Raw genomic sequence first — 15,769 nt, 5'->3', positions numbered from 1 at the left:
GAAGGAATGATCCTTCCTCAGCGGAAGTGGTCAATTTATGGTTGCTGGTAAATCAATTAAATTGACTTCTAATATGAGATAATTGCTGTATGTAAAATTTCATGCACAAAGCAAAATTGGTATTTCTGTTAAATCATGCAAAATATTTTCCCAAACGTGATGGAACGGTAGATGATGTGATTGAGGAGTGGGCGTTGCGACTCAAAGTCCCGTGTATTAAAAATTTTCCTTATGGACATTTTCCCAGGCGCTGTGTATTGCCTCTTGGTAAAGAGGTTCTTTTGAATGCGGAGCAATGCACTCTCTCAATATTATAAAAAGAGGCTTATCAAAGCGGGTGTTTTATTGTACAATAAGTGGCAATATTGTTTATTTTGTGGGATAGTGCATGTCGTTTGCTGAGACAGTAAAAAGGATTCAAGTGGAGTTCGTTCAGTCTGAATCTAATGAATACATACACACGGAAGCACTTTTTCTATCTCTGGAAAAGCTCTATTTAAAAGAAATTAAGAAGCTCATCAAACAATTAAATGACTCGCAGGGTGCAAAATCAAGTCAAATATTAGCCGAAATTCACGAAACAGATAGACTTTATCTTAATACCCGCGGAATCGAAATTACGGCCCAAGTTCTATTCAGTCGTCATGGACAATGCGATATGTTGGGACAAAAGAAACTGGGCTTAAGTCCTAATGCAGCGATTTCAGAAGAAGCTGAAAAAAACATGGCCACAACGAATCAATTCAGTGGTGCTTTATTATGTTATTCCTCTCAAGAACACCCTCCCTTGATTGCCGTCTCACCAATGAATCGAGCCATGCAAACTGCTGGCTTAGTAATTCCTCAAGAAATTAACAATGCAGACATCAAGGTTTTGCCTTTTTTAACAGAAAACAGTGTTTCACCCTCTGGTTATGATGTTCGTTCGATAGCTGATATGCAGGAGTTATATGACCAGCTTTCTTTTTGGACTTCTCCGTTTAAAAAACTTCTTTTAAAACTGTGCATCTGGACACATAGTGATAAGGACTTCAGCCCGCTTTATGAGAAAAGAAAGAGTGCTGCAGAAAAAATAGAGAAGCATGGCAAAAATAAAATTCTCTCTGATGGCGAGAAACCGGATGTTTGCCAGGACCTAAAATACCATGGTGACAAAATAAGAGATACTAAAACGTTGATTAATGGTGTTACTCAACGAGATTGTTGGTTGTTTGGGCATGGAAGGAACTTCAGAGCTTTTTTTGAAGATGTTTTTGGTATGGATTCGGCTTTTGACTATGGAGAAACGCGTAGAGTTTATAAGACAAAAATCAACGACAATATTTCATTGTTTACCCCTCCTTATGCTTTGGTCATTAATCAAAAAACTGGGAAAATAGAAGGGAAATATATAGGGGGGGCGGCTATGCCCCTGCAAAAAAAATCAGTCGACGCGGAGTATGGCTCCTCATCTGAAGGAAACACTATCCCCGATGCACCAAAGGCGATGTCTCAACTTGGGAGTCCTGTTATGCCAGAAAGTGTGATCTCTGAGACACCAGCCCCAGGTGATTCTGCACGTGTAGAAGAAAGACTAGAACCAAAAATAGAACGTTATGAGCGTAGACCTCTGTTGAGTACAAGCAATTAATTTTTATTCACTACGGAAACAGAAACCTCATTTGCCAGTGAGGATTAGAGATTAAAAAAAGTCTCTCAGTTCGATTCGATTTACGTTTTAATGCAATAAATGCTAAAGTGTATCAATAGCTTCTGACTTGATAAACGTAAATTTGAATACCATGTTTGATGCAATTATTTTTGATTTTGATGGGGTTATTTTAGACAGTGAGCCTATTCATTATGAAGCATATTGTCATGTACTTAAGCCATTAGGAATAACAATAAGTTACCCGGAGTATATGGAAAAATACCTGGGTTTATCCGACAAAGATATGTTCCCTAAGTTACTTCACAATAAGCGACTAAATTTTTCCAAGGCAGAAGTTCAACGCTTGATGCAGCAAAAAACACAAGCTTATACGAACCTTATTAATAGGTATGAGCCATTACCTCTGATTGTAGACTTTGACCAGTTCCTCTTTAAAATTGCCCCTAAGGTAAAAAAAATTGCTATTTGTAGCGGTTCCAGTCGGAGTGAGATAACTACAGTGCTTTCTAAAGTAAGACAAGGAAAATTGCATGCCTATTTTGATACGATTGTTAGCACTGAGGATGTGCAGGCTGGAAAACCTTCACCGGAAGGATATTTATTAACTGCTGAACGTTTAGATGTTGTTCCTGGACGTTGCTTGGTTATCGAAGACACACCCTATGGAGTAAAGGCCGCTAAAGCAGCAGGGATGCAGGTAATTGGTTTGATGACCACCTATGATCGTCATCAATTTTTAATCGCAGATCAGGTAATTACTGGATATAGGCAATTATTGGCGAGAGTTTGGTAATTGGTCAAAAATACAGTTGCAAACACCCAGGCTACAACACAGCAATCGCTCTATTGATTAGCTAACCAGTCTTCATAGGTTAAGGCAAAACGAAAATGATCACACCATATGCCATTTATTTTCAAATATCTTGGTGAAAATCCTTCTTTGAGAAAGCCATTTTGAGTGACTAAATGTATGGATGAAGTATTAGTGGGTTGGATGTTTGCTTCAATTCGGTGTAGCTTTAAGTTTAAAAAAATTTCTTTTAAAACCAATTTTAATGCCTGACTCATTAAACCTTTGCCCGCATAGGTTACCGATGCAAAATAACCCAAATAGGCGCTTTGAAACACGCTTTGCACGATTTCACTGATGTTAAATACTCCAATTATGTCTTCGTTTTGATTTAATGCTAAATAACACCGACGGTTCTCTTGCAAGGATTGTTGTAAATAACTTTGAAACGCTTCATGGGTTTGTGGTGCGGTAACAAAAGGGTAGTGAAAATCATGGCTTTTTTGCATGGTCTGGAGAAAGTGGGCTTCATCGAACTGATTTAATTGACGCAGATGTATTGTATTTTGCTGCATGCATAAACGGGAAAGTTTTGGAAAAGGTAATTTTATCATAATTATTAAAAAGAGTTTATGGGGTTTAAAGTAGATGAACAAATGTTGGTATGGAATCAGGGATCGTCTCAATTTGAAACGCCCCATCATTTGAGATAGAATCGCGCAAAAAAATAACAGGGACTGTAACCATGCCGCTCATTGTTAATTTATCTTCCATACATGCTTTAAAACCAATAAATACCTGTGTTCGGTCCTTTGAAGAGCTTTGCGATCACTATTCTACGGGCTATTTCAGTTCGTGTTCCAGTTTTTTTCAATCATGGACAAACTATGCCTGGCTTATCTATCAATTGGGTAGGAATGATTCTAAATTAATACAGCCTTATCTGTTTGGGATGCTCAGCACCGAACAATTTCTCGAGCGTTTACTGGAAATTTTTTCTTTTCTTAAATATGCAACTCCTGAGCCTAGTGAACTGGAGCAGTTGATGAGTAAGCAGTTGTATTCTAAAACTTTTGCAACGATGCTCTTGGAAAGTGCTTGGAATTCGCAAATTGGTTGGGATGAAACAAAAGTTGATTATCTTCCTGCACTAATTCGTGACGCAGGACGAAGTGATTTACAGGGGGCCTCACATGCATCGGCGTCTCAGCCTAAAATGGACCCTATTTATTTCATGGCCAATACCAATGAATTGCATGTGTTACAGATTCTTAATATGTTGCGAAAAGAATACCCATTCCTCAATTTTTATCGGGATGTTGATGTAAGTATTAAAGAAGATAAAACCCCTGTTGAAATTGCACCAGGCATTTTTCTTTGTTTGTCCTATCGTTACCAGCTGTTTAAAACACAGGATGAAACCCAAGCGATGAATCCTGCTTCAACCATGTCATTACTGAATTATATAGTGAGTAAACAACTTAAAGACACCCCAGCTTCTGAAATTCGTGTGATTAGCCAATATCAAACTGATTTGGTTGAAGCACTGCGCGTGGGTATTGATGCAGATCATATGTATCAGGCAGATGATTATTTTTCAGTACACACTTTAAATTTGAAAAAAACGAATTAAGTAGATGCGTCGCTTAGGTATCGTATCATTCTTTTTCCTAATAGGGAGTTCAACGAGTATGGCGATGGATATAGTTACTGTAGAGCAGCCTGAATATCGTCAGGTTTTAAAAGATAAAGCTCAGGAAGTTGCATTTCCTTTAAGTCAAGCAGATAAAGATTTAATTGTTGCCATGAAAAGTAAATTACATGGATTGGGGGGCGTGGGGCTTGCTGCACCTCAGGTTAATTTTTCACGAAGAATCATTGCGATTTATATCCCTGAAGAGGCGACTTTACTGCGGGATAATGTGAAACAATTCTATCCAATGCATATTTTGATTAATCCCAGTTACGAACCGGTGCCAGGCTCAGCAATAAATTACGATTTTGAAGGGTGTTACTCGGTTTCGAGCAAATCTGGAAAGGTTCCTCGCTATGAGCAAATCTCTGTTAGCTATCATGATGAATTAGGTCAGTTTCATGAACAAATCGAAGAGGGATTTTATGCGCGAGTTTTACAGCATGAAATTGATCACTTAAATGGCTTTTTAATCCTTGATAGGCTAACTCCTGATTGCATCCAAGGTACTCTGGAAGAAATGATGGCTTTGCGACGAGCATCTTTGCCTCCAGAAAAAAGAATTATTTTTGATCAGGTCATGGCGAGAAAAGCAAAAAAATAGCCGGGTAGGTCGTGTAAGAATGTCACAGAGGTAGATTTTTTTAGATCATTTTTCCACGATAATAATCAGATTTGCTCTTTATTAGTTCGGTTAAATTTTGCACCGGTAACTGCTCTTTTGCCTGGTGATACCCCGCGTCGATAATTTCTTTAAATTTTTTAAAGTCTAAAATCCCATATTTGTCTACTTTTAAAGTAACACCGTAATCTGCCATGGCCATCATTTTCGCTGTATTTTGATGGGAGCTTATTGTTAAGAGCCGCAGTACTAACTCACCTAAGTTAATGGGGAGTATAGACTCTTTCCCCATAAATTTATTGTAAAGCAATTTCCAACCAGAAAGTGAGTAAGGTAATGGGGACGGTTTGAACGATGTGGAATTATTAACATTGGAGGCAATAATTTTGCTGCTATGTGAATACTGTCGCATGACATCAGTGGGTATATTATTGAGTACTCCTCCATCAATAAGTAACTTATCATTGAAAGATACTGGGGGGTAAATAAACGGTAGAGAAATACTGGAGCGAATTGATTCCCATAATAGCCCTCTATCATGAACATATAAATTTTTGCTGATCAAATCTGTTGATACACAAAAATAGTTAAGCCATAAATCTTCAATTTTACTGTGTTCACCATAGAGTTCTATCAAACTGTCTGTGGCTCTTCTTCCAGTAGCAATTGAAATATAGGGGAAGGTAAAATCAATCTTAGTGCCTTTGATCAAATAATTTTCGACCAATTTCATAAGATCAGTCGAAGAATACCCCATAGCAAAAATGGCTGCGAGCATTGCACCCATACTTGTTCCAGCGATGTAGTCTACGGGTATCCCTCTTTCTTCTAACAAGCGATAAACGCCTATATGAGCAAGACCTCGAGCACCACCACCGCTGAGTACCAGAGAAATAGTATTGTCAGTAAGGATACGCATCATCCGTGAAATACCCGCTTCTGTATTGCTTCGAACATGGAAGTGAGTATTTACCGCTCGTTTTTCTAGCCAAGCTTGAGTATTGAGAGGTGGAGTTGCAGCGTGATGCATAAGCACTAATACGCTACGTTTAATAAAATTATGTTGGGAATTTAATACATACTGTTCTACTTCAGATAAATCAGAATTATGTTCTTCTGCGAGCGCTAAGTAAGCGATTGAATCGGCTTGACGTATGCAAAATTTAGTCCAGTTCGTTATTTTTTCATCAGCGAGGTAAAAAATAAAAGAGTATTCGTTTTCGAGTTGGTCAATCCATAAAATCCCTTCATTACTCATAGTTCCATTCTCATCCAGAAAATTTTTTTTATCTTTCAGATAACTACTGGTTAATAAAAGAATTTTTTCTCCATAAGCAAAACGGAAAATCATTTCTTGCAACTGGAATTCGAGGTCATATATTGGTTTTATAGGAATCAGAGCGATTGATTTATTACGAGAGTCCGCAGGCTGAATCCCTTGCAGTGAGTTAGTCAATCGTTTAATCGTGAATTGAGTTATTTTGTTCAAAAGTTCCGGATAAGATTTGCATAATTGCAAAAAATTGCCCTTGGATAACTTTAAGATAATGCTGTCTCGTAATGCGTACACATTTGCCGAGCGTGGTAAGTCAGACAACAGAGCCATTTCACCAATTATTGACCCTTCATGTAATTCGCCTTGATAAGTCACATTTCCTTCTGTATCCGTGACCTGATAATAAAGGCGACCTTTAATTAGAATGTAAAGATCATTCATATTTTCCCCTTTTCGAATTAAAAGGGAATCGCCAGTTTGAGATTCAATTTCTAAAACTCGAGAAAGTTTTAAAAGACAAGCTTGACTCATCAAACTGAAGGGTTCATGTTGCTTGATGAATTCATAAATTTCTTTTGAGGTAAATAAGGGTGCATTCATAGTCTATCGTTAAAGCAGTACATAGTTATTTTGATTATAGACAATTGTAATGATTACGAGAGGATTATCGTGTAAAAGCGTCAGGTTTCAGCCATTAAAGAGCGTAGGCTTGACGCAAATTTCCTGTTTTGATGTAGAGGACCTTCTCGAAATTAATAATACGGCATGGGCTGTTTTGAGGATGGAAAACCATTATTTTTCAAAGGTAACTTGACAAAATTAAATATTACTTTCTAAAATGCAGGTGGCTAAATTATATTTTGCCTATAGCTTATTAAACTAACTCTAAAAGGAATTAAGTAAATGAACAAATTACAATTAACAGGCGTTGCTCTTGCAATTGGTGCTGCTTCAATGTTTGCTATTGCTCCAGCTTTTGCTGCTGATGCTGCTTCTGGTATGGTTAAATGCCAAGGTGGTAATGCATGTAAAGGTCAAGGCGCTTGCAAATCTGCAAACAACGCTTGTAAAGGCCAAAATTCTTGTAAAGGCAAAGGCATGAGCGAAATGACTAAAGAAGATTGCCAAAAAGCTGGTGGTACTGTTGTAGAATAATTTCCACTGAGCATTGCGTTACTCCAGGCATGTACAGCATGCCTGGTTTCAAATTTTCCTCGGATTTGACCTATGGACAGCCCAAAATATAAAGTGACTCAAAAAATGCCTTTTTTAGGTTTTGGTTTGGGATTACGACCTGATTATTATGAAGAAATATTAACGCAAAAACCTAATTTGGATTGGTTTGAGATTCTAACCGAAAATTATATGGTTCCGGGCGGAAAGCCGCTGTATTATCTCGACCAAATACGAGCTCACTATCCTATAGTGATGCATGGCGTGTCTCTTTCATTAGGCAGTATGGACCCTCTTGATGGAGAATATTTAAAACAACTAAAGGAATTAGCGGCGCGGGTCGAACCGGAATGGATTTCTGATCATTTATGCTGGACTGGAGTTAACGGGATTAATGCTCATGATTTATTGCCTATTCCATATACGCGTGAGGCAGTAAACCACGTTGTTTCACGAATTCAGCAGGTACAGGATTTTTTAGGACGTCCTCTTTTAATCGAAAACGTCTCCAGCTACCTTACTTACCAACAATCGGAAATGTCCGAATGGGAATTTATTCTAGAAATTGTAAGGCAAGCGGATTGTTACATTTTGCTCGATGTAAATAATATTTATGTCAGCTCTGTAAATCATCAATTTAATCCTATGGATTATATTTTAGCTATGCCTCCCGAACGTGTAGCACAGATCCATTTAGCGGGTCACTCGAATCATGGAGATTACATTATTGATACCCATGATGCTCCAGTCATTAAACCGGTTTGGGATCTCTATGCAGCCACTTTGCAACGTCTTGGACCCGTATCAACAATGATTGAACGAGATGATAATATGCCTCCTTTTGCTGAGTTGCTTGCGGAAATAAATCATGCACGACGAATTGCAGAGTCCATTTTGGTTGAAGAGGTGCTTGTATGACCGAGCTTTTGCAGTTACAAGATCAATTTCAAAAATTTTTATTATCAGAACACATTGGAATCCATAATTCTATTGTACAAACTGAAATGGTTTCCGTGGATACTCGCTTAGGTATTTATCGTGATGCTTATAAACTCAGGCTGATTGAAAGCTTGAGTACCAATTTCCCCACCTTATATACTTATTTAGGCACTGAAGAGTTTAATAAGTTATCAACTTATTATATTGATGCTCATCCCTCCTGCTATCGTTCCATTCGTTGGTATGGCGACTTATTATCTGAGTTCATTAAGCACAATTACCCACAATATTCCTATTTGGCTGAATTGGCTGATTTTGAATGGAGAATGAGTCTGGCCTTTGATTCTGCTGATGCACCGTTAGTAAGGATTGAGGACATGGCTGCTGTTCCGCCTGAAGCATGGGCAAATTTACAATTTGTTCTTCATCCGTCCCTGCAACGAATCAATTACTTTTGGAATACAATTCCTCTTTGGCAAGCCTTATCTCAGGATAACGAGTTACCTGAGTTGCAACAAAATTCAGCCCCAATTCCTTGGGTTTTATGGCGTGCACCAGAATATATGCTTCGATTTTACAGTATGTCAGAAGAAGAGGCTTGGCTTTTGGATGGCATAGTACAAGGACTATCCTTTGGTGCTCTTTGTGAGGGCCTTTGTCAATGGGTTAATCCCGAAGAGGTAGGTATGAAAGCTGCTTCTTACCTAAAGGGATGGATTCAACAGGGGATGTTGTCGCAATTATTGATTGCCAATTAGGACCTATTTCCATTTCTACTATCTTGGCCAAACTGTCCTGATTTTCTGTGCTCCGATGCTCACATACTGATGTATACTGCGCTTCGGTGCTCTAAAATCAGGCCATTTCGGCTCAAGCTAGCGAAATGGAAATAGGCCCTGACATCTTGTCCAAACTGTCCTGATTTTCTGTGCTCCGATGCTCACATACTGATGTATGCTGCGCTTCGGTGCTCTAAAATCAAGCCAGTTTGGCTCAAACTAACGAAATGTCGGGCTATATTTTATTTTCGGCTAGGCTCGTTTGCGACTCAACAAAGTAAAAATGGGCGGTAAAATAGAAATAAAAATAATGCCATAAATGACAATGGAAAAGTTTTCTTTAACTACGGGGATTGAGCCCAGAAAATAACCTAAACTTAACAGACTAGCAATCCAAATTAAGGCGCTAATCAAATTGTAGAGTGAGAAATGAACCACTCGCATCGTTCCTATACCTGCAACGAAGGGAGCAAAAGTGCGTATAATTGGAAGAAAGCGTGCAAAAATTATCGTTTTTCCTCCATGCTTCTCATAAAAAGCATGAGTTTCCTGTAAATGATTTTTATTAAGTAACCAGGACTTATCAGTAGAAAAAATACGTGGGCCCAGTAGACGACCTACTAAGAAATTGATTTGGTTCCCTAAAACTGAGGCGAAAAAAAGCAGTAGCAATAGAATGGAAATCTTTAATGGATTTCCAGATTGGGCTGCAATACTTCCGGCAGCAAAAAGTAAGGAATCTCCCGGTAGAAAAGGTGTCACAATAAGTCCAGTTTCACAGAAGATCACTGCAAATAGAATAAAATAAGTCCAAAATCCATAAGTTGAGACAATGGCATTTAAATAAACATCAACGTGAATTATATAATCAAAAAAATTGTTTAAATGCATTTTATATTTGAAGTTAAAATTAAATAGTAAATATTCTTACATACTTATTTCTTAAATAATATAAATTTTATATTATTTAGAACTCAGTTTTCCTTTCTATAAAATAGACCATTTATAAGAAATGTGTCGTTTAAGAAGAATTCCTGCCCAGGAAAATAGAAAAAATATAAAAATAATAAGACACCATATCTATGAAAACTTTATTCCATCTCGCATTCCCAATTCATGATCTTGCATCGGCAAAAGATTTTTATCATCATAAATTGGGTTTTTCCCTAGGGCGTGAATCAGAGCATGCCTTAATTTTAAAATTTGGAAATAATCAAATTGTTGCACATAAAATTGATACTCTTCCTCCAGTCCAAGAAGGTATTTACCCTAGACATTTTGGCCTAATTTTTCTTGAACGATATGAATTTGATGCTTTCTGGGAAAAAATTAAAAAGGCCCAAATACCCTTTGAAATTCCTCTAAAAATTCGATTTAAAGGGACGCGTATTGAACATCAATCTTTTTTCCTGAAAGATCCAAGTAATAATCTCCTTGAATTTAAATATTATTCTTTTGACTCAGCCATTTTTGGTGAACACGATTTTAAAAGAATTGGTGAGTCGTCTTAGGAATAAGGGTAAAAAATCCCCTCTCTCGTTTGTGGTAGAGCGGCAGAGGGGAGTGTTCATTAGCGGAATCAAATTGCTTCATTCGCTCGATTGATCCTCGCTATGATCGCCATGACAGGAATAGGAGGAAGGACGATTTATTACTCAGTAGCAATATAAGAAATAGGCTGTACCTCTGGCGAACGGGCAAAATCTGCCGGCGCAATAAAGCCTTCTTGATTATAATCTATAGTAATACCAACCGATTTATAACAAATGGCTACATATTCAGAACAAATAAATGCATGTGGCGAGGTAACCTCGGGGCTAGTGTTGTCAAAGCCAAATGCACCCATTCCTATGCGAGCAGCGATTTTAAGAATTTCCTCAGTATTATAAGGGTAGCCAAGTAGATCAACGGCTTGCTTTGATAAATTGGGAAATGAGTCAGTCGGAAAATCCTGATAACCTGCCACCATTAACCTTCCAGGATATCCCTTCTCACTTCCGTTATAGTTACGCACATAACTGCTTAAAGGAACAGTACGTACTCCAATGGTTTCAACACTTTCCATGACCATGATGCGATCAATGGTTTCTAGACGTACAATAAACGCAATATGACTCCAAACACTGTTGGTTGCTCCTTTAATCATTGAAGACATTAAAGAATTTCCGGATGCAAATAAAAGGTTGCCCGTTTTTAAAGTATCTCTTATTTGATCATAACTACTCGTGTTTATATTAGGAAAATCTTCTCGAGGAAAACTATCCATAGTTACTCCAGAAATATAAAATGACCTTGAATATAGCCTTTGTTGATGCATTTTAAAAGCAATAGACCATGGTATTTCGAATTTCTTAGGTATCTATGTTACGTTGAAGAATACTTTTTCTAATCTTACAATGCATTTTTATAAGTTCGGATTTTTAGACAAGGATCTTTGTGCGTTTCTTATTCCCAATCGGTTTGTTCTTAAGCGCCATTCTTTTATTTAGCATTCAACCTATGGTTGCTAAAACCTTGTTGCCTTTTTATGGAGGAACGCCGGCAGTTTGGATTTTGTGCATGCTATTTTTTCAAGTGATCTTATTGTTTGCTTATGGATATGCTGCATTGCTTAGCTTTTTTAATAAACCCTTTGCATGGCGGTTGACACACAGTGTACTTGTTACTTTGAGTTTTTTTGTTTTTCCTCTTTTATTTAAGCCTGTGAGTTTAAATGATTCTCCAGAGTGGAGTATTTTATTTGCTTTGTTAACCCAATTGGGATTGCCCTTAGTTGTTATTGGTGCTTCAGCACCTTTATTACAGTTTGCATACAGCCAGACAAAAGAAAAAGGGGCTGCTGATCCCTATTTTTTATATTCTGCTTCGAATCTGGGAAGTCTCTTATCTTTATTGCTTTATCCTTGGGTAATCGAGCGATTTATTGGGCTAAAAAATCAATACAATTTATGGAGTGTAATTTATGTACTCTATGTGGTTTTGTTGTTTATTGTTCTCTTTGTTCCTCGATATCAACCGTTGGAAGAACAAAATAAAAGAGTTCAAGAGTGGCATTGGCAAAAAATAGGCTATTGGATTTTTTTTAGTTTTGTTCCCTGTAGCTTAATGCTTGGAGTGACTCTATATATAACTACGGATATCGCAGCAACCCCTTTATTTTGGGTATTGCCTTTGGCATTGTATCTGCTTACTTTTGTACTTATATTCACGAACAAACCTTTAATTTCATCGTCATGGATAGCACAAAACAGTATTTTTTTTCTTATTTTTCCAATCATTGGATTTATTTTAACTGCGAGTCAAATCAAGGTTTGGCAAAGTATTGTGTTTCATTTGTTAAATTTTTTTATTTTAGCATTACTTTGCCATGGCCAATTGTTTTTAAGTAGGCCAAAACCACAATCACTCACTTTATTTTATTTTTGTTTGGCTCTTGGTGGTGTATTAGCCGGAGTATTTAATGGAGTTTTAGCCCCCCATTGGTTTAATCAGGTGTATGAATATCCTTTAGCAATCTTACTCAGTTTATTTGCGTTGCCTCAACGGACAAAAAAAAGCGGTTGGTGCCTTCCTCTAGTGGTACTGGTTCTTTTGTTATCTCATTACCTCATCCTTGATCTTCATTGGCCAGGAGGTTTTAACTCATTTCAAATGTGTGCTCTTCTGGCGTTAATTCTGATCATTGTTTGGCAAAAAAATAGATCCAGTTTAATCCTATCCTTATTGATTTTATTTGGGTTTATTTTTTCACCCTTTTTACAGGATGAGACTATTTTAATACAAGAGCGTGATTTTTATGGGGTAAAAAAAGTAATAACTAAACAAGAAACACATGCCTTAATCAATCAGTCTACTGTGCATGGATTGCAAGTTATGAATGAGAAAAAACCCAATGGAAGTAGTTCTTATTATGGAGCAGTTCGTCCCGTAGTTGATGCCATCCAACAACAAAAAAGTTCTTTGTCAGTAACCGTCATTGGCTTAGGTATTGGGACGATGATTTGTCAATTTAGAAAAGAGGATCGCATTAATGTAATAGAAATTGATAATCAGGTCATCGAATTGGCAAAAAATCCCTCTCTATTCACCTACTTACGAGATTGCCCTGCCCAGGTGACCATTATCAAAAATGATGGAAGATTAGCTGTAGAACAATTGCCTGATCATTCCCAGAACTTGTTGATAGTAGATGCCTTTAATTCTGATGCAATACCAGTACATTTATTAACTTTTGAAGCATTTACTTTATATAAACAAAAAATTACCGAAGATGGTGGGATATTAATTAATTTAAGTAATCGGCATTTGCAATTATTGCCGGTGATCAATGCTGCAGGCAGGTCTTTAGAGCTGATGGTATTTTATATAAATAATAAAGGACTTCCAGCATTAGCTCAGTTTGATTCGGAGTGGGCTTTTTTGACCTTTAATGAAGCTCTTGCTTTTCAATTGATGAAAGGGACCAATTGGCGGTTTGATGCAAGTAACGAACAGTTCTTATGGACCGATGATTATTCTAATCTGATTCCATTATTAAAGTGGTAATATTTGTTTTAGCCTAAGATGTAGCAACTGTCTTGAAAGTTTTTTCAAGACAGTTGCTACAATATTAAAGTGCATCAATGGACAAAAACTCATACGTTAGATTTCAGCTAAGTTGCCTTTGCTTTCTAACCAGACCTTTCTATCACCGGCGCGTTTTTTATTTAACATCATATCCATAATTGCTTCAGCCCCCTGTTCATCGTCCAAAGTTAATTGAACCAAGCGCCTGGTATTAGGATCCATCGTTGTTTCACGTAATTGAATGGGATTCATTTCACCTAAACCTTTAAATCGTTGGACATTGGTTTTTGCTCGAGATGTTTGAGCCAAGTGGTTGAGGATACGATTTTTCTCCTCATCATCCAGTGCATAATAAACTTCTTTACCTGCATCAATTCGATAAAGAGGCGGCATGGCAACAAATACATGACCTGCCTGGACCAGGGGTTTAAAGTGACGTAAAAATAAAGCACAGATTAACGTAGCAATGTGTGCGCCATCTGAATCTGCATCGGCGAGAATGCATAATTTACCATAACGCAATCCGCTCAGATCGGATGAACCAGGGTCAACCCCAATAGCTACTGAGATATCATGAATTTCCTGCGACGCTAAAACTTGTGATGAATCCACCTCCCAGGAATTAAGAATTTTTCCGCGTAACGGTAAAATCGCTTGGAAATCTTTATTACGTGCTTGTTTTGCAGAACCTCCTGCTGAGTCTCCTTCTACTAAAAATAATTCAGCTTGACTGAGATCAGTGAGTAAGCAATCAGCTAATTTTCCAGGTAGGGCAGGGCCTTGACTTACCCGTTTGCGTGCTACTTGTTTGGCTTGTCTCAACCGTTTTTGCGCACGATCGATTGCTAAAGAGGCAATGGCCTCACCTTGATTGCGATGTTGGTTAAGCCAAAGTGCAAAAGCATCTTTAACCACATTACTGACAAATGCGGAAATTTGACGGGAACTCAAACGTTCTTTAGTTTGGCCTGCGAATTGTGGTTCTTTCATTTTAACCGATAGGACATATTGGCAAGGTTCCCACAGATCATCTGCAGTCAGTTTTATTCCTCGGGGTAGTAGATTTCTAAGTTCACAGAACTCTGCCATCGCATCAAACAAACCAGAGCGTAAGCCATTAACATGGGTACCGCCTTGAATCGTAGGGATTAAATTGACATAACTTTCACTGAAACCAGCGCTTCCCCCATTGGACCAAACCAAGGCCCAATCAACCGTTGCTTCGTCACTTTTGAATTCGCCAGTAAATGGCTCCTCAGGTAAGTAATCTCCATCAGGTAACGATTGATTTAAATAATCAATAAGTCCCTGCTCATAGCACCAATGCATTTCTTCGTTGCTTGTTTTATTGACAAAAGTCATGGACAAGCCAGTGCAGAGCACCGCTTTTGCTCTGAGTACGTGCGTTAAATGTTTTACTGAAATACGGGTAGTATCAAAGTACTTAGGATTTGGCCAAAAACGAATAATCGTTCCTGTATCTCTTTTTTTAGTAATGCCTGTTTCGTTTAATTCACATACTTTGTCGCCATTGGCAAAAGACATTTGGTAAATGATTCCATTGCGTTTGATGGTGACATCAAGACGATCAGAAAGTGCGTTTACTACAGAAACACCCACCCCATGTAAACCACCTGAGAAGCTGTAATTTTTATCAGAAAATTTGCCCCCGGCATGCAATCGAGTCATAATGACTTCAACACCACTTAAGCCTAATTGCGGATGTAAATCCACGGGCATTCCACGACCATCATCCTCTACTTCAATAGAACCATCTTCATGAAGGGTGACACGAATATGGCTTGCAAAGCCGGCCAATACCTCATCGACACTGTTATCAATTACTTCTTGAGCTAAATGGTTTGGCCGCGTTGTATCGGTATACATGCCGGGTCGTCGTTGAACAGGTTCGAGTCCACTTAAGACTTCAATTGCTTGGGCAGTATAATTTTCTGACATGGGTATTTCTCTAATAAAAGTTATCTTTATTTTACCATACATTATGATACAGTAGGACGAAAGACGAATATTCCTTTTGTAAATCTATTACAAAGAGCCTCTATTCTGCAACTGACAAGTAAAGACTCTTGGGAAAAAGCCACATTGGGTGCATCTTGAGAGAAAATGATTCCCCAAACAGCGCAGCATAGATAACTATGCGAGCATTTTAGGAAATCATTTTTCTCAGCCTGACTCAAATCTGACTTTTCAGAATATTATAAATACCTGGATTTATTAAATCATATCTAGGAATCAGTAGGGATGCTTTCCCGGATTATG

At 37.8% G+C, this 15,769-nt stretch carries 15 protein-coding genes; 10 read left to right on the top strand and 5 right to left on the bottom strand.

What is annotated here, in order from left to right; all coding sequences use genetic code 11:
• The first annotated feature begins 101 nt into the window (after positions 1 to 101).
• The 3 genes from OQJ26_RS06355 to OQJ26_RS06345 all read left to right on the top strand — a co-directional run bounded on the left by OQJ26_RS06355 (position 102) and on the right by OQJ26_RS06345 (position 2,444).
• The gene (locus tag OQJ26_RS06355) at positions 102 to 317 is read left to right on the top strand and encodes a hypothetical protein (protein ID WP_265703045.1); all 216 of its coding nucleotides are present in this window, start codon (positions 102 to 104) and stop codon (positions 315 to 317) included.
• A 71-nt stretch (positions 318 to 388) separates the two neighbouring features.
• Positions 389 to 1,630: a histidine phosphatase family protein gene (locus OQJ26_RS06350; RefSeq protein WP_265703044.1), complete on the top strand. Its 1,242-nt coding sequence runs from the start codon at positions 389 to 391 to the stop codon at positions 1,628 to 1,630.
• A gap of 151 nt (positions 1,631 to 1,781) precedes the next feature.
• Positions 1,782 to 2,444, top strand: coding sequence for an HAD family hydrolase (locus tag OQJ26_RS06345; protein WP_265703043.1), 663 nt, complete (start codon positions 1,782 to 1,784; stop codon positions 2,442 to 2,444).
• 50 nt (positions 2,445 to 2,494) lie between these two features.
• Here the strand turns inward: OQJ26_RS06345 and OQJ26_RS06340 are convergent, their stop codons facing one another.
• Positions 2,495 to 3,127, bottom strand: coding sequence for a GNAT family N-acetyltransferase (locus tag OQJ26_RS06340; RefSeq protein WP_265703042.1), 633 nt, complete (start codon positions 3,125 to 3,127; stop codon positions 2,495 to 2,497).
• Positions 3,128 to 3,186: 59 nt separating this feature from the next.
• On the opposite strand from OQJ26_RS06340, the gene OQJ26_RS06335 reads away from it, so the two are divergent.
• Together OQJ26_RS06335 and OQJ26_RS06330 are read left to right on the top strand one after the other, a co-directional pair.
• On the top strand, positions 3,187 to 4,074 hold the full coding sequence (locus tag OQJ26_RS06335) for a hypothetical protein (RefSeq protein ID WP_265703041.1): 888 nt from the start codon (positions 3,187 to 3,189) through the stop codon (positions 4,072 to 4,074).
• 58 nt (positions 4,075 to 4,132) lie between these two features.
• Positions 4,133 to 4,738 carry a peptide deformylase gene (locus OQJ26_RS06330; protein WP_265703040.1) on the top strand — a complete coding sequence of 202 codons (606 nt, stop codon included), beginning with the start codon at positions 4,133 to 4,135 and terminating at the stop codon, positions 4,736 to 4,738.
• A gap of 40 nt (positions 4,739 to 4,778) precedes the next feature.
• Here the strand turns inward: OQJ26_RS06330 and OQJ26_RS06325 are convergent, their stop codons facing one another.
• On the bottom strand, positions 4,779 to 6,632 hold the full coding sequence (locus OQJ26_RS06325; RefSeq protein ID WP_265703039.1) for a cyclic nucleotide-binding and patatin-like phospholipase domain-containing protein: 1,854 nt from the start codon (positions 6,630 to 6,632) through the stop codon (positions 4,779 to 4,781).
• Between the two features lie 303 nt (positions 6,633 to 6,935).
• On the opposite strand from OQJ26_RS06325, the gene bufA2 reads away from it, so the two are divergent.
• The 3 genes from bufA2 to OQJ26_RS06310 all read left to right on the top strand — a co-directional run bounded on the left by bufA2 (position 6,936) and on the right by OQJ26_RS06310 (position 8,902).
• Positions 6,936 to 7,187 carry a BufA2 family periplasmic bufferin-type metallophore gene (gene bufA2, locus OQJ26_RS06320; protein WP_265703038.1) on the top strand — a complete coding sequence of 84 codons (252 nt, stop codon included), beginning with the start codon at positions 6,936 to 6,938 and terminating at the stop codon, positions 7,185 to 7,187.
• A 72-nt stretch (positions 7,188 to 7,259) separates the two neighbouring features.
• On the top strand, positions 7,260 to 8,123 hold the full coding sequence (gene bufB / locus OQJ26_RS06315) for an MNIO family bufferin maturase (RefSeq protein WP_265703037.1): 864 nt from the start codon (positions 7,260 to 7,262) through the stop codon (positions 8,121 to 8,123).
• Positions 8,120 to 8,902 (top strand): HvfC/BufC N-terminal domain-containing protein, encoded by a 783-nt coding sequence (locus OQJ26_RS06310; protein WP_265703036.1) that lies wholly within the window; start codon positions 8,120 to 8,122, stop codon positions 8,900 to 8,902. Before bufB ends, OQJ26_RS06310 begins: the two co-directional genes overlap by 4 nt.
• Positions 8,903 to 9,175: 273 nt before the next feature.
• On the opposite strand, the gene OQJ26_RS06305 is transcribed toward OQJ26_RS06310, so the two are convergent.
• Complete coding sequence (locus OQJ26_RS06305) at positions 9,176 to 9,814, bottom strand: DedA family protein (RefSeq protein WP_265703035.1); 639 nt, start codon at positions 9,812 to 9,814, stop codon at positions 9,176 to 9,178.
• Between the two features lie 191 nt (positions 9,815 to 10,005).
• Between OQJ26_RS06305 and OQJ26_RS06300 the strand changes: the two genes are divergently transcribed.
• A complete protein-coding gene (locus OQJ26_RS06300) occupies positions 10,006 to 10,434 on the top strand; it encodes a VOC family protein (protein WP_265703034.1) in 429 nt (142 codons plus the stop codon).
• Positions 10,435 to 10,574: 140 nt separating this feature from the next.
• Here the strand turns inward: OQJ26_RS06300 and OQJ26_RS06295 are convergent, their stop codons facing one another.
• Positions 10,575 to 11,189, bottom strand: coding sequence for a YiiX/YebB-like N1pC/P60 family cysteine hydrolase (locus tag OQJ26_RS06295; RefSeq protein ID WP_265703033.1), 615 nt, complete (start codon positions 11,187 to 11,189; stop codon positions 10,575 to 10,577).
• Positions 11,190 to 11,359: 170 nt separating this feature from the next.
• Here OQJ26_RS06295 and OQJ26_RS06290 point away from each other — a divergent pair, with 170 nt between their 5' ends.
• A complete protein-coding gene (locus tag OQJ26_RS06290; RefSeq protein WP_265703032.1) occupies positions 11,360 to 13,468 on the top strand; it encodes a spermidine synthase in 2,109 nt (702 codons plus the stop codon).
• 96 nt (positions 13,469 to 13,564) lie between these two features.
• Here OQJ26_RS06290 and parE read toward each other — a convergent pair whose 3' ends face one another.
• Positions 13,565 to 15,448, bottom strand: a complete 1,884-nt coding sequence (parE, locus tag OQJ26_RS06285; RefSeq protein ID WP_265703031.1) for a DNA topoisomerase IV subunit B — start codon at positions 15,446 to 15,448, stop codon at positions 13,565 to 13,567.
• Positions 15,449 to 15,769: the final 321 nt, after the last annotated feature.

The sequence above is a fragment of the Legionella sheltonii genome, assembly GCF_026191355.1.
In the GTDB taxonomy this organism is placed as follows: domain Bacteria; phylum Pseudomonadota; class Gammaproteobacteria; order Legionellales; family Legionellaceae; genus Legionella; species Legionella sheltonii.
This window is presented reverse-complemented; position numbering and strand designations above follow the sequence as displayed.

Excerpts from the sequence above, each read along its gene's own strand:
- OQJ26_RS06355 (WP_265703045.1), top strand. The coding sequence starts at position 102 with ATGCACAAAGCAAAATTGGTATTTCTGTTAAATCATGCAAAATATTTT.
- OQJ26_RS06350 (WP_265703044.1), top strand. The coding sequence starts at position 389 with ATGTCGTTTGCTGAGACAGTAAAAAGGATTCAAGTGGAGTTCGTTCAG.
- OQJ26_RS06345 (WP_265703043.1), top strand. The coding sequence starts at position 1,782 with ATGTTTGATGCAATTATTTTTGATTTTGATGGGGTTATTTTAGACAGT.
- OQJ26_RS06335 (WP_265703041.1), top strand. The coding sequence starts at position 3,187 with ATGCCGCTCATTGTTAATTTATCTTCCATACATGCTTTAAAACCAATA.
- OQJ26_RS06330 (WP_265703040.1), top strand. The coding sequence starts at position 4,133 with ATGGCGATGGATATAGTTACTGTAGAGCAGCCTGAATATCGTCAGGTT.
- OQJ26_RS06325 (WP_265703039.1), bottom strand. The coding sequence starts at position 6,632 with ATGAATGCACCCTTATTTACCTCAAAAGAAATTTATGAATTCATCAAG.
- bufA2 (WP_265703038.1), top strand. The coding sequence starts at position 6,936 with ATGAACAAATTACAATTAACAGGCGTTGCTCTTGCAATTGGTGCTGCT.
- bufB (WP_265703037.1), top strand. The coding sequence starts at position 7,260 with ATGGACAGCCCAAAATATAAAGTGACTCAAAAAATGCCTTTTTTAGGT.
- OQJ26_RS06310 (WP_265703036.1), top strand. The coding sequence starts at position 8,120 with ATGACCGAGCTTTTGCAGTTACAAGATCAATTTCAAAAATTTTTATTA.
- OQJ26_RS06305 (WP_265703035.1), bottom strand. The coding sequence starts at position 9,814 with ATGCATTTAAACAATTTTTTTGATTATATAATTCACGTTGATGTTTAT.
- OQJ26_RS06300 (WP_265703034.1), top strand. The coding sequence starts at position 10,006 with ATGAAAACTTTATTCCATCTCGCATTCCCAATTCATGATCTTGCATCG.
- OQJ26_RS06295 (WP_265703033.1), bottom strand. The coding sequence starts at position 11,189 with ATGGATAGTTTTCCTCGAGAAGATTTTCCTAATATAAACACGAGTAGT.
- parE (WP_265703031.1), bottom strand. The coding sequence starts at position 15,448 with ATGTCAGAAAATTATACTGCCCAAGCAATTGAAGTCTTAAGTGGACTC.